Annotated in this window: 9 protein-coding genes; 3 read left to right on the top strand and 6 right to left on the bottom strand. The window is 57.6% G+C overall.

The genetic code is table 11. From position 1 onward, the window contains the following. Window positions 1-51: 51 nt before the first annotated feature. The 3 genes from JRC49_08000 to JRC49_07990 form a co-directional block, all read right to left on the bottom strand. Window positions 52-1047 carry an MBL fold metallo-hydrolase gene (locus JRC49_08000; protein QTE72721.1) on the bottom strand — a complete coding sequence of 332 codons (996 nt, stop codon included), beginning with the start codon at window positions 1045-1047 and terminating at the stop codon, window positions 52-54. A 253-nt stretch (window positions 1048-1300) separates the two neighbouring features. Then, entirely contained in the window at window positions 1301-2785 is a 1485-nt protein-coding gene (locus JRC49_07995; GenBank protein QTE72842.1) for a fucose isomerase, read from the bottom strand. Window positions 2786-2875: 90 nt separating this feature from the next. Beyond that, window positions 2876-3076, bottom strand: a complete 201-nt coding sequence (locus JRC49_07990) for a hypothetical protein (GenBank protein ID QTE72720.1) — start codon at window positions 3074-3076, stop codon at window positions 2876-2878. Here JRC49_07990 and gap point away from each other — a divergent pair. The 3 genes from gap to JRC49_07975 all read left to right on the top strand — a co-directional run bounded on the left by gap (window position 3075) and on the right by JRC49_07975 (window position 7988). Next, entirely contained in the window at window positions 3075-4106 is a 1032-nt protein-coding gene (gene gap / locus JRC49_07985; GenBank protein QTE72719.1) for a type I glyceraldehyde-3-phosphate dehydrogenase, read from the top strand. The two genes, JRC49_07990 and gap, sit on opposite strands and share 2 nt — an antisense overlap. Before the next feature lie 223 nt (window positions 4107-4329). Continuing rightward, window positions 4330-6168: an ABC transporter ATP-binding protein gene (locus JRC49_07980; GenBank protein ID QTE72841.1), complete on the top strand. Its 1839-nt coding sequence runs from the start codon at window positions 4330-4332 to the stop codon at window positions 6166-6168. Beyond that, window positions 6165-7988, top strand: a complete 1824-nt coding sequence (locus JRC49_07975; GenBank protein ID QTE72718.1) for an ABC transporter ATP-binding protein — start codon at window positions 6165-6167, stop codon at window positions 7986-7988. The genes JRC49_07980 and JRC49_07975 overlap by 4 nt, the downstream gene beginning before the upstream one ends. A 192-nt stretch (window positions 7989-8180) precedes the next feature. Here JRC49_07975 and JRC49_07970 read toward each other — a convergent pair whose 3' ends face one another. The 3 genes from JRC49_07970 to JRC49_07960 form a co-directional block, all read right to left on the bottom strand. Beyond that, the gene (locus tag JRC49_07970) at window positions 8181-9260 is read right to left on the bottom strand and encodes a TRAM domain-containing protein (protein ID QTE72717.1); all 1080 of its coding nucleotides are present in this window, start codon (window positions 9258-9260) and stop codon (window positions 8181-8183) included. A gap of 143 nt (window positions 9261-9403) precedes the next feature. Continuing rightward, entirely contained in the window at window positions 9404-10774 is a 1371-nt protein-coding gene (gene radA / locus JRC49_07965) for a DNA repair protein RadA (GenBank protein QTE72716.1), read from the bottom strand. A 120-nt stretch (window positions 10775-10894) separates the two neighbouring features. Then, entirely contained in the window at window positions 10895-13852 is a 2958-nt protein-coding gene (locus tag JRC49_07960) for an SH3 domain-containing protein (GenBank protein ID QTE72715.1), read from the bottom strand. Window positions 13853-13923 lie beyond the last annotated feature (71 nt).

Raw genomic sequence — 13923 nt, 5'->3', positions numbered from 1 at the left:
GCTTGGGAAAACTGTGGATAACTTGTGGAAAACAAGCTCAAAGCTGTAAAATCATTCGGCTTCAGGGTCCTGATCATCCTCTTCCGCAAGGGATGCAAGGGGAAGATCGCTCTCCAGGAAAGGATCGTCTTCCGACAGCATGGTATCTCCTTCATCAAGGGGCAGTTCCGAGCCGTCTGCCGGGGCGTTCTCATCCGTTTCTCCGGCGTTTTCATCCGAGGGGAAGGAGACGTTCAGGTAATGATCTTCATCCGCCTGGATCCGGAGCCTGTCTCCGTATCCGGGAAGGGCGATGACTTCTGTTGTCCTGCAGCTGGCTGTACGGGCATAATCCAGGGCGGTGTCCGCGCGACGGAAATAATGCATCGGGATCAGGATCCGGGGCTTGGCGCTGAGGATGAAATAGTTTGCACCGGCCTCAAACATGGCACCCTGCCGGGGATCAACCGGGAAGAAGGCCACGTCGATCTTCTGCTGTTCAAGCGGTTTGACGGCCTTGCGGAACTCAGCGTCCGCTTCTTCGATCTCCTGCATGGTGGATTCTTCCCGCCAGTGCCAGAAATTCAGGTCCCCCGCGTGGAAGATCCGGATACCGCAGAACTCCGTCAGAAAACTGACGCCAAGGTCTGTGGAATCAAAAGCGGTTACAGTAAGCTCCTCAGACAGCTTCAGGGTGTCCCCCGGTGCCATCCGCTTGCCGCGGGTGCCCACGGGCATATCTGAGGAGACAATATAGGTCACGTTTCCGGCTTCACTCCAGGTGAAAACGATCGGATCCAGGTGATCAACATGCTCATGGCTGATGAATACAAATACGTTCTCATACTGCCTGAGCTGTTCGGTGGTGATCTGCCTGTCTGGCTTCAGTTCACCGTTCTCTCCGCGCCAATAGTCAAAGACCACAAGCGTCCGTTCACTCGCGACGGAAAAACCGCTGTGGTAATAATGGGTAATTAACAGATTGTGCTCCACGCAGACGCGCACCTCCACGGCATTGCAAATAGCATCCTTCGTCTTTCCGGCTAAAGGGTGTGTAAGACAAATCATCTATCTAAAAGCCGCCTGAGGACAATAGGCAGCGAACCTAGCTGAGCATGAGTTTAACACCGTTTCCCACTATTGTCAAATTCTGCCCCTGTTATCTCCACGAAGAGACATAATTTTGTCTCCAAATTAGCTAAAATTGATACTCAATCCCCACTGGAATGGAAAATCCGGGAAGATCTGATACAGAAATAGGGATCATATGCAAAAAAGAAGAGGACCGCCTGACGGCGGCCCTCAGAAAGGCTTTTGAGAATTATGCCCAGGGATTCTCGGTGGGATAGGGCAGATTCTTGGGCTGGTTCCAGGCGATGTCCTTCACGCCCAGGTACTTGAACACTTCGAACAGGAGCTTTCCGCAGTGAGCGAACGCAACAGCGCCGTGATGCGGATAGCGCTTCTGCACCAGCACGTGGCGGTAGAAGCGGCCCATTTCCTTGATGGCAAAGATACCGATGCCGCCGAAGGACTGGGTAGCTACGGGCAGCACTTCGCCTTCAGCTAGGTAGGCACGAACTTCGCCTTCGCTGTCGCACTGCAGGCGATAGAAGGTGATGGGGCCGGCGGCGATGTCGCCTTCCAGCGTGCCGCGGGTGAAGTCCGGTTCGCTTCCTTCGGGCTCCAGCAGACGATGCTGGATCAGCTGATACTTGATAGCGCGGCTGTCGCACATCTTGCAGCTGGGGGTGTTGCCGCAGTGGAAGCCCATGAAGGTGTCATGCAGTTCGTAGTCGAACTTGCCCTTGATGTCTTTGTCGTAGATGTATTCCGGAACGCTGTTGTTGATGTCCAGCAGGGTCACGGCGTCGCCGGTCAGGCAGGCACCGATGTACTCGCTCAGGCAGCCGTAGATGTCCACTTCGCAGGAGACCGGGATGCCGCGGGAAGCCAGACGGCTGTTGACGTAGCAGGGCTCGAAGCCGAACTGGGACGGGAAGGCGGGCCAGCACTTGTCAGCAAAGGCCACATACTTCCGGGCGCCCTTGTGGGCTTCCGCCCAGTCGAGCAGGGTCAGTTCAAACTGAGCCATGCGCTCGAGCATATCGCTATAGTATTTGCCTTCGCCCATTTCCTTGGCCATGTCTTCGCAGACGGCGGGAATGCGCTTGTCACCGGCGTGCTCTTTGTAGCTGACCAGCAGGTCCAGTTCGCTGTTCTCTTCGATTTCGATGCCCAGCTCATACAGTCCCTTGATGGGAGCGTTGCAGGCGAAGAAGTCCTGGGGACGGGGTCCGAAGGTGATGATCTTCAGATTCTTCAGTCCGACGATCACGCGGGCGATCGGGATGAACTCGGCGATCTTGTCGGCCAGTTCTCCGGCGGTGCCCACGGGGTATTCCGGGATATAGCCCTTCAGGTGGCGCATACCCAGGTTGTAGGAGCAGTTCAGCATACCGCAGTATGCGTCGCCGCGGCCATTGATCATGTCTCCGTCGCCTTCAGCAGCAGCCACGAACATCACGGGACCGTCGAAGTAACGGGCGATCAGGGTTTCAGGGGTTTCAGGGCCGAAGTTGCCCAGGAACACGCAGGCAGCGTTGCAGCCGGCGGCGTTGAGTTCTTCCACAGCCTTGAGCATGTCTTTTTCATTCTCAACGGTGGTTTTGATTTCAACGAAATCCAGTTTCTTCTGGCCGCACTTTTCAGCGATGGCGGCACGGCGCTTTTCGCTCAGCGCGATGGGGAAACAGTCGCGGCTGACGGCGACGAGTCCCAGCTTGATGACGGGGATGTTTTCCATCATGGGTACAGACCTCCTCCATAAACTATCCATAAATAAATATGTACGGACTTACCGTAGCTTAAAGGATATCATTCCAGGGGCTGTAAGTCAAGAAATTTGAGGTTTTTTCAACGTTTCCCGCCCATTTTTCACAAATGCCCGAAACGATTGTAAAATCTGTGCTGAAAGCGCTGCCAAAACAAACAGAAAACGAAAAAACATGTTGCAAAACAAGGGAAAAACAGGTACAATACCATGCGGACCTAATATATTGCATAAAGCGACTAACTTAGAGGAGGGTTTTTCCATGGCAGTTAAAGTTGCGATTAATGGCTTCGGTCGTATCGGCCGTCTTGCGTTCCGTCAGATGTTCGGCGCTCCTGGTTATGATGTCGTTGCGATCAACGACCTGACCAGCCCCGCAATGCTGGCTCACCTGCTGAAGTACGATACCGCTCAGGGCAGCTACTGCGGCCGCATCGGTGAGAACAAGCACACCGTCGAAGCGACTGAAAATTCTATCATCGTTGATGGCAAAGAGATCATCATCTACGCTATCAAGGATGCCAAAGAGTGCCCCTGGGGCGAGCTGGGCGTAGACGTCGTGCTGGAGTGCACCGGCTTCTACACCTCCAAGGAAAAGGCTTCCGCTCATATCGAAGCCGGCGCCAAGAAGGTTGTTATCTCCGCTCCCGCTGGTAACGACCTGCCCACCATCGTTTACAACGTTAACCACAAGACCCTGAAGCCCGAAGACACGGTCATCTCCGCTGCCAGCTGCACCACCAACTGCCTGGCTCCCATGACCAAGGCTCTGAATGATGCTTTCCCGATCCAGGCTGGTATCATGACCACCGTTCACGCCTACACCGGCGACCAGATGATCCTGGACGGTCCGCAGCGCAAGGGTGACGTGCAGCGTGCCCGTGCCGGCGCCGCCAACATCGTTCCCAACAGCACCGGTGCTGCCAAGGCCATCGGCCTGGTTATCCCCGAGCTGAACGGCAAGCTGATCGGCTCTGCCCAGCGCGTGCCCGTCCCCACCGGCTCCACCACGATCCTCGTGGCCGTCGTGAAGGGCAAGGACGTGACCAAGGAAGCTATCAACGCAGCCATGAAGGCTCAGAGCTCCGAATCCTTCGGCTACACCACCGAGAAACTCGTTTCCTCCGATATCATCGGCATGACCTATGGCTCCCTGTTCGATGCCAACCAGACCATGGTTAACCAGATCGACGAAGACACCTATCAGGTGCAGGTCGTTTCCTGGTACGACAATGAGAACAGCTACACCAGCCAGATGGTCCGCACCATCAAGTACTTCGCTGAACTGAAATAATTCATTCAGTTCAAGGATCCTGCCTATCATTCAGGATGACATCAGGTTATCCGGTATGAATGAAGGGATCTGCGAGATACAGTAGTTGCGAAAATCATGCCCGCTGTCGGAGAACCGACAGCGGGCAGTTTTTTTGCCTTCTTCGGGTCAGAGAAACGGATACCACGATTACTGACTGTAAGGAGACATTTTTTATATGGATAAGATACAGACGCAGGATCATATTCAGCCCCGGAAGGGCCGGGGTAAACTGATCTGGCGGTTTTTAAAGGGAAGCAAGGCATTATTCATCCTGTGTATGATCTGTGCGGCGGTTTCCGCGTTTACGGAAATGATCATCCCGCAGATCATCAAGATTACCATTGATAACGTCATCGGCGGCAAAGGGACGGAAGACCTGGCGCAGCCGGTGCAGAGCCTGCTGGCATCCCTGGGCGGTACGGAAGCGCTCCGCCAGCGGATGTGGATCATGGCGATGGCGGTGCTGGCCGTGGCCGCGGTCTGCGCGGCGGCACGGTATGAATTCCGTGTATCCAACGCCAAGGCCAGCGAGCGGCTGGTCAAAACCATGCGGGATACGCTTTTCAGCCATATTGAGCGGCTCCCCTTCCAGTGGCATATGAGCAATCACACCGGGGATGTGATCCAGCGGTGTACCAGCGACATTGAAACCACCCGGAACTTTATCTCGGAGCAGATGACGAACCTGATCCGGATCGGCATCCTGCTGGTGCTGAGTCTGAGCTTCATGTTCTCCATGAACGGAAAGATGGCGCTCATCGCCATGATTCCCCTGCCGGTGGTAATCGGATATTCCCTCTTTTTCCACAGGAAGTTCCGTAAGGGATTTGAAGACTGTGACGAGAATGAGGGCAAGCTTTCCGCCATGGCGCAGGAAAATCTGACCGGCGTCCGGGTGGTTCGTGCCTTCGGCCGGGAACGGTATGAACGGGACCGGTTTGAAAAGCATAATGAATACTACACCTCCCTGTGGGTGCACCTGGGCCGGCTGATGAGCTTCTTCTGGTCCTCATCGGACGTCCTCTCCGGCCTCCAGATTATGCTGGTGGTTGTCTTCGGTGTGCTCTTCTGCCTGAAGGGAAATATCACCAGCGGCGAATATATTGCCTTTATCAGCTACAACGGAATGCTGGTCTGGCCTGTGCGCCAGCTGGGCCGGATGATCAGCGAAATGTCCAAGGCCGGCGTGGGGATCGACCGTATCGGCTATATCATGGATGCGGAAGAAGAGAAGGATCCGGAAGGCGCGCTGAAGCCGCCCATGGACGGAGACATCTGCTTCGATCATGTGACCTTCGCCTATGAGGGAAGCAAGGAAATGCTCCATGACGTGAGCCTGACCATTCCCTCCGGTACCACGCTGGGTATTCTCGGCGGCACCGGTTCAGGCAAGAGCACCCTGATGTACCTGCTGGACCGGCTGTATCCCCTGCCCGGGGACTGCGGCAGAATCACCATCGGCGGCACGGATATCTCGAAGATCGCGCTGGAACACCTGCGCGGCAACATCGGCATCGTGCTGCAGGAGCCCTATCTGTTTTCCCGTACCCTGCGGGATAACCTGGGTATTGCCGTCCGGGATCTCGGGGACGAGGAGCTGGCCGCCGCGGTGCGGGCAGCCTGCCTGGAGGAAACGGTCCAGGCCTTTACCAAGGGCTATGACACCTTTGTGGGTGAGCGGGGCGTGACCCTGTCCGGCGGTCAGAAGCAGCGGGCGGCGATTGCCCGGATGCTGACCCGGCCTACCCCTATCATGATTTTTGACGACTCCCTGTCCGCGGTGGACACGGAAACCGACGCGAAGATCCGCAGCGCGCTGGAGAAGCGCTTCGGCTCGGCGACCATTATCCTGATCTCCCACCGGATCACAACCCTTTCCAAGGCGGATCAGGTGCTGGTGCTGGATCACGGCAGGGTCAGCCAGCTGGGAACGCCTGCGGAGCTGAGCAAACAGGACGGCCTGTACCGCCGGATCATGGAGATTCAGGGACTGTCGTCCGATACGGAAACAACTGAAAAGAAGGAGGTGAATGCGGTATGACGCAAGCCACCGAAAGCATCAGGAAGGATGCGGTGTCCCTGCCCTTTTTCGGCGTTCCGCGGATCCTTCCCTATGTGAAAAAGTATAAGAAAACGCTGCTGGCAATGCTGATCTGCGGCCTGATCGGAACCGGTATGGATATTGCCGTGCCCCTGTTCCAGCGTTACGCCCTGGACCATTTCATTGCCAAGGGGACGCTGGATACCCTTCCACTGTTCATTGCGATCTACATATTCTGCATTGTTTTTGCATCCAGCGCGACCTTTATTGCCTGTAAGGGCGCCATGACGACTGAGGTTTCCGTCAACCGGGACCTGCGGGCAGCCGCGTTCAACCATCTTCAGACGCTGTCCTTCTCCTATTTCAACCAGAACAGCGTCGGCTGGATCCATTCCCGCGTGATGTCGGATACTTCCCGCATCGGCGGCCTGGTCTCCTGGACCTTTATGGATTGTGTCTGGCATACGAGCTACCTGATCGGCGCGGTGGCGGTCATGCTTGCGGTGAATACCCGGCTGGCCCTGATGGTCATTACCATCCTGCCCCTGATCGTGATTCTCTACTCCCTGTTCCAGAAGAAGCTGATCCATGCCAACCGGCATATCCGGGAACTGAACTCCCGGATCACCGGAGACTTCAACGAGGCAATCACCGGCGCGAAGACCATCAAAACCCTGACGATTGAGGAACGGATGGAGAAGGATTTCGTGGCTGACACGGAGGAATACCGCAGCACCTCGGTCCGGGCGGCCCGCCTGCGCGGCGCCTTTGCCGTGACCATGCACCTCGCCTCCTCGATGGCGCTGTCCATCGTGCTGTGGCAGGGCGGCTTCATTGCTGCTTCCGAGGTCGGTACCTTCTCCATGTTCATGACCTATGCCCAGGGCATGATGGAACCTGTCCGCTGGATCGTGGACGCGATCTCGGACGTGATCACCACCCAGGTGAACATTGAGCGGCTGACAAGGCTGCTGGGTACGAAGTCCGACGTGACTGATACACCGGAAGTCATTGAAAAGTATGGCGATTCCTTCAATCCGAAGAAGGAAAACTGGGAACCCATCCGCGGGGATATCGAGTTTGAAGACGTGACCTTCCGTTATCCGGACGGAGACGAGAATGTCCTGGAACACTTCAGCCTGAAGATCCCCTTCGGCAGCAATATCGCCATTGTGGGCGAAACCGGCGCGGGCAAGAGCACCCTGGTGAACCTGGTCTGCCGCTTCTTTGAGCCCACAGAGGGCCGGGTGCTGATTGACGGAAAGGACGCCCGGGACCGGAGCCAGCTCTGGCTTCACAGCGCCATCGGCTATGTGCTGCAGACGCCGCACCTGTTCTCCGGAACAATCCGGGAAAACCTGCTGTATGGCAATCCCAATGCCACAGAGGAAGAGATTGACCGGGCCCTGAAGCTGGTCTCCGCCGATCAGGTGGTTGCCAAGATGGACAAGGGCATCGATACAGACGTGGGTGAGGGCGGCGATCTGCTCTCCACCGGTGAGAAACAGCTGATCTCCTTTGCCCGTGCGATCCTGGCCGATCCCCGGATCCTGGTGCTGGATGAAGCCACGGCTTCCGTGGATACCCTGACCGAGCAGAAGATCCAGTCCGCAATCGACGAAGTGATCAAGGGCCGGACCTCCCTGGTAATTGCCCACCGGCTGTCCACTGTCAAGAACGCCGATCTGATCCTGGTGGTGAAGGACGGCAAGATTGTGGAGCAGGGAAACCATAAGGAACTGATGGCGGCAAAGGGACCGTACTACCGGCTGTATACAAGACAGTACGAAGACGAAGTGACCAGCGACATCCTGAAGTAAAAGGCAGGCTGATTGCGGTTAGCAGGTAAATGAAATGTTTGCCTTCGGCAAACATGAAATAAATCAGCTTCGCTGATTTGTGAAGTATTGAGCCGCCAGCGGCTCAATGTGAAATATCCGCCTTACGGCGAATATGAAAAGTACTATAAAAGGGAGTGTGCTGATGCACACTCCCTGAGTTTTTACAGAAGATTATTTCAGACGGGCGAAGATCATACGGCCGGCGGAGGTCTGGAGGACGCTGGTAACGACGATGTCTGCGTCTTCCCCGATGAGGGCTTTGCCGTTTTCAATGACAATCATGGTGCCGTCTTCCAGATAGGCAACGCCCTGGCCGGCTTCCTTGCCTTCCCGGGAAATGTGAACCCGGAGCTCCATTCCCTGGACAACCGCGGGACGAAGGGCATCCGCCAGCTCATTCACGTTCAGGCTCTTTACGCCGCTGACTGCGGCGGCCTTCTGCAGGTTATAGTCTACGGTGATGACCGTTCCGCCGCAGTCCCGGGCCTGCCGGAGCAGCTTCACGTCCACATCCTGCAGTTCCTCAATATCCGCCGGATCGATCACAAGCTGTTTCAGGCTGTCCCGCATCTCCCGCAGGATTTCCAGTCCCCGCTTGCCCCGTTCCCGACGGGTATCATCCGAGGAATCGGCTACGTGCTGAATCTCATCCACCACAAACTGGGGAATGATAAACTCCCCTTCTATAAAACCGGTTTTTGCAATTTCCAGGATCCGGCCGTCAATGATTGCGCTGGTATCCACGTACTTCCGGGAAGCATAGCCGTGCTTCCGGATTTTGCTCTTTTCCCGGGCGCCGGACAGGCGGGTGATCATGGTGATGAATTCCCGGCTGCGCCGTTTCCCCATGTTGTAGCCCAGGGCGCCGAGGGTCAGGTACAGGATGGCGGTCAGGGCCGCGCCGGCCACGCCGTTTCCGAAGAAGGACAGCATCTGCCGCAGGAGCGCTGCCACAATCAGGCCGAGGATCAGGCCGATAATGGCGCTCAGCAGCTGGTTGGCGGGCATCTTGTCAAATTCCTTCTGCATCTCCATGGAAAGGGTGCTCACCCGGCGGATAATCCGGGGACACAGCAGCAGGAGAATCAGGCCGCCCAGCACGCCCATGCCCGTATAGGAGGCCACGGGAACCCAGGCGGGGATATCCGCATTCTGATGGCTCAGCCGGAAGAGGGCCAGGCCGAGCTGTGCCGCGGCAAGTCCCACGCCGATGCCCAGCAGCACCAGCAGTACCCGCAGTAGTTTTTCCATACCTTTAGATCGCATAGATTACCTCACAGTGTATGTATTAATTCATAATTCAGAATGATATATACGATAGCGGAAGATCGGGTGAATAATACCTCCTACTTCCTACCTCCTACCTCATACTTCCTTCTGATGTCTTTCAGACATCAGAAGATTACGCTCATCGCCTGGGCGACGGTATCCACTCCCACGACCTTGACGTTTTCAGGAAGATTGATCCGGCGGGCGTTGGACCGCGGAACAACGATGGTGGTGAAGCCCAGGCGGGCACACTCGGCAATCCGGCGGTCACACTGGGGAATGGTGCGAACCTCCCCGGCCAGGCCAACCTCGCCCATCACGGCGATTTCAGGGCCGACCGGCTTATCCTTCAGGCTGGAGGCAACGGCCACGCACAGGGCCAGGTCTGCTGCCGGTTCGCTCAGTTCCAGGCCGCCGGCCACATTGATATATACATCCTGATTATAGGTCCGCTGGTTGGCGCGCTTTTCCAGCACAGCCAGGAGCATCGCGACACGGCCGCTGTCCGCGCCGTTTACCGCGCGGCGGGGCGTACCGTAGAAGGTGGGACTGGTCAGGGCCTGGACGTCGCACAGCAGCGGACGGCTGCCTTCCATGCCACAGAAGACGGTGCTTCCGCTGGCGCCCTTGGCCCGAAGGCTCAGCAGCTCCTCGCTGGGGTTTTCCACAACCTGCATTCCCTGGCCGGTCATCCGGAACACGCCCAGCTCATTCACGGAGCCGAAGCGGTTCTTGACCGCCCGGAGCAGCCGGTAATCCTGCTGCCGGTCGCCTTCAAAGTATAATACCACATCCACCATGTGTTCCAGCATCCGGGGTCCGGCGATGGCGCCGTCCTTGGTCACGTGGCCGACCAGGAACACGCTGGTTCCGGTTTCCTTGCACAGGCGCATGATCAGGCTGGTGCATTCCCGGATCTGGCTGACGCTGCCGGGGGCACTGGCCATTTCCGGCCGGTACATGGTCTGGATACTGTCGATGACCGCCGTGTCAGGCTGCAGCTCCCGGATCTTTTCCTCGATGGCGTCCAGGGCGTTTTCTGCCAGCACATACAGATCGCTTTCGATCCCCAGCCGGGCAGCGCGCAGTTTGATCTGCCGGGCGGATTCCTCGCCGCTGACATACAGCGTACGCTTCCCGCTTTTTGCCAGATGGTCGCAAACCTGCAGGAGCAGGGTGCTTTTGCCGATGCCGGGATCACCGCCGATGAGGATCAGGCCGCCCTCAACGATTCCGCCGCCCAGAACCCTGTCCAGCTCACTGATGCCGGTTCCCGTCCGGACGGAAGTATCCTCCGGAATGTCCTTCAGAGACATGGGCTTTGCGCCGGTGCCGGGCCGCTGGTTTGCGGCGATTTTTCCGGCAGCCTTTTCCGGAACGGCCTGAAGGCTTTCCTCCAGGGTGTTCCAGGCGCCGCAGCCGGGGCAGCGTCCGACCCAGCGGGGGCTTTCATAGCCGCACGCGGTACACGCATATGTGCTCTTGACCTTAGCCACGATCTCACCTCACTTAACAATACCAGCATTATATCACAAAAGGACAGGCCATATAAGGCCTGTCCTTTTGTATAAAGCTAACCATTAATTCTGAATTCTGAATTCATAATTCTGAATTAATTACTTGTGTCCGTTCGGAGCATGCTCCCAGGCATACTGGATGGCCTGCTCGTGACCGCTGTCCACCTTTTTACTGCTGTGGGTCTTACTGTTGGTAAAGTGGATACACAGCTGGCCCTTGAAGTCGTTGTCGCTGATGGTGTCGCCTTCCGGATAGTTATGCGGTACGCCATACAGCGAGCAGGCGAAGGTTCTGGAGCCGATGGTGACCAGCAGCGGGCGGCGCTGATACAGGTTCTTGTCCGCGATCTGCTGGCTGTTGGATACGCCGTAGCACCTGCACAGCCGTGCGGTATCGGCGGCGGTCAGCGGTTCCGCGTCAACGTGGGATCCGCCGGACCAGCGGTGCGCCCACCAGACGATACCGGTCTTCACGTCATAAACCTTGTAGTTGCTGCCTGTGGCCCACAGCTCATTGATGCCGCCGGTGTACCAGTCGATCTTTTCAGCCGGGTACAGGGTCATGGTCAGGTTTTCGAGGTTTGCGTAGCCTACCGGCACGGTGTTGAAGAGCTTGTGCTGGGTGGCAGCGCCGGCAATACCGTCCACGGTCAGGCCCTTGGCCTTCTGGAAGGCCTTGACGGCGTCTGCAACCGCGGTGGTGTACTTGCTGGTGACAGAGCCGGTGTAATATCCCTGGTTCTTCAGTTCGGTTACCAGGTTCTTCACGGCGTCGCCGGTGGAACCGGTCTTCAGGGTGTTATAGCTGGCTTCGGTCTGGTTGTTATTGGCGGGCGCGGCGGTTGTGCCGGGCGCCGGGGTGTTGGTGGGGGCGGGAGTCGGCGTCGCGAGAGCGGAACCGTCCGCATTGCACAGGTTGATATAGGTTCCGTGCAGGTATCCGTAGCCCAGGGTCGGGTGCTTGACATAGTACCAGTTGACGCCCTTCACCTTGGTCGGTTCTCCGTAGTAAGGCAGGACAACGTTCTTGTCCACCCGGCCGATGGTGTCGGTATAACCGGCCTTCTTCCGCAGGTTCACGCCGCCGGAATTGGTCTTCAGGTAGCCGGTAGCAGGCGTTTCAGTCGGCGTCACGGCTGTGGGACCGGGAGTTGAACCGTCCGCGGCGGGAGTCGGCGTAGGCGTGGTTGCAGGGGCATTGACAACGGTGACAACGTCGCTGCGGAGATAGCCCCGGTTATTGCCGTCCTGGACGAAGTACCAGGTGTAGCCGTTTTTCTGGACCGGCTCCAGCAGGTAAGGCAGGGTAACGCCTTTCTTCAGCTGCTTGATGGTGGTGCCGCCGATGGTGGCCCGGAGGTTTACGCCGCCCTTTGTGGTTTTCACCCAGCCGATCCCGTTGGGATTAATGGTGGCGGTGGGTTCCGGAACCGCGGTGGGGGTGCTGGCATTGCCGTCAACATAAGGCTGTACGCAGTCCTCACGGACGTAGTACTTCTTTCCGCCCTTGGTGACCGGGTACCAGTTATAGCCGCCCTGTTTTACGGCGCTTCCGGCCAGGGGCAGGGTGCTGCCCAGACCGACCCAGTCGTTATCTGAATCATAGGATCCGTCCGGGGCGCTCCGCAGGTGGGCGCTGGTCAGGATCAGACGGACGTGGGTATAGGTCACATTGGCGGGCACCGGTGTGGCGGTCGCGGCGTTGGGTGCCGGCGTGGCCGTTACGGCATCCGGTGCGGGGGTGGCAGTCACAGCCGCGGGCGTCGCGGTGATGCTGGCAAGGGGCTGGACGCAGTCACTCCGTACGTAATAGGTTTTGCCATCCTTGCGGACGGGATACCAGCTGTATTTTCCCTTGGTTACGGGATCGCCGGTCAGCATCAGTACGCTGCCACGGCCTTCCCAGTCGTTTGCCGCGTCATAGGAGCCGTCGGGGCTGGTGCGCAGGTGGCAGCTGGTCAGAATCAGCTGCACCATACCGTACTGGGTGTCATTGGGGATGGGAGTCGCGGTCACGGTGGCAGGAACCGGCGTGGCGGTGGCAGGCGCGGGAGTGGGCGTCACCGCGGTGCCGTCCTTGTCGGTATAAGGCTGCACACAGTCATTCCGGACGTAGTAGGTTTTGCCGTCCTTGGAGACCGGATACCAGGTGTAGCTTCCCTTCTTAACGGGATTGCCGGCCAGCAGCAGGACGGTTCCCTTTCCCGTCCAGTCATTATTCGGATCATAGTCGCCGTCCGGGCTGACGCGCAGGTGGCAGCTGGACAGGGTGAGTTTCACATGGGTATAGGCGGTGGTGTTGGGAGCCGGGGTCGCGGCGGAAACGGCGGAAGCCGGAACCGGGGTGACCACAACAGAAGTCCCGTTCTGTGGGCCGCCGCTGAGAATGGAAATGAAGTCGCTCATGATATAGCCGACATCATTGCCGTATTTGACTTTATAGAACGTATTGGCGCCGCCTCCGCGGATGGAGGGGATGGTCAGCAGTTCCACCTGGGTGTTGCGGTCCAGGCGGGTGATGCTGTGATAGCCGGTGCCGGGGCCTTCACGCAGGTTGGTGCCGCCTGCGGTAACGGAACCGATGGATCCGGCAATGGCAGGCAGGTCAACGTTTCCGGCGGCGGGAACGGGCGTCGGCGTAGGGGTAGGAGTATCTCCGTTGGCAACGGGGACAGGCGTGGGGGTGGCGGAATTGCCGGTGGTGTTGTATTGTGCAACCTCTTCGGCAGTCAGCTCACGGAAAAAGTCCCCGTGGATATAGCCCGTGTATTTATTGCTGTTCTTCCGGGCAGGATCGATGGTTTCCACCTTGTACCAAAGTACATTCTGGACCGTTTTGGTATCCAGAATGGTACAGACATGGTTGGCCGGCAGAGTAAAGGCAATCTTCTGGTCGGAACCTGCGCCATAGCGCATGTTGACCTTATCCAGCGTGATTCCCTTGCGATCCGCTTCCGCATAGGCAGAGTTCCGGCTTCCTGTTGCGGCAGGGATCAGCGTGAGCAGCATACTCAGCACCAGCGCAAGGCACAGGAGACGGCGGCGATACACGGTCATGAATGGTTCACCTCAACGTTCTTCTTCATTGGTCTTAAACAGACACAGAGGTATCTAATGATACAGAATCA

Source organism: Clostridiales bacterium FE2011, assembly GCA_017569305.1.
Taxonomy (GTDB): domain Bacteria; phylum Bacillota; class Clostridia; order Christensenellales; family Aristaeellaceae; genus Aristaeella.
This window is presented reverse-complemented; position numbering and strand designations above follow the sequence as displayed.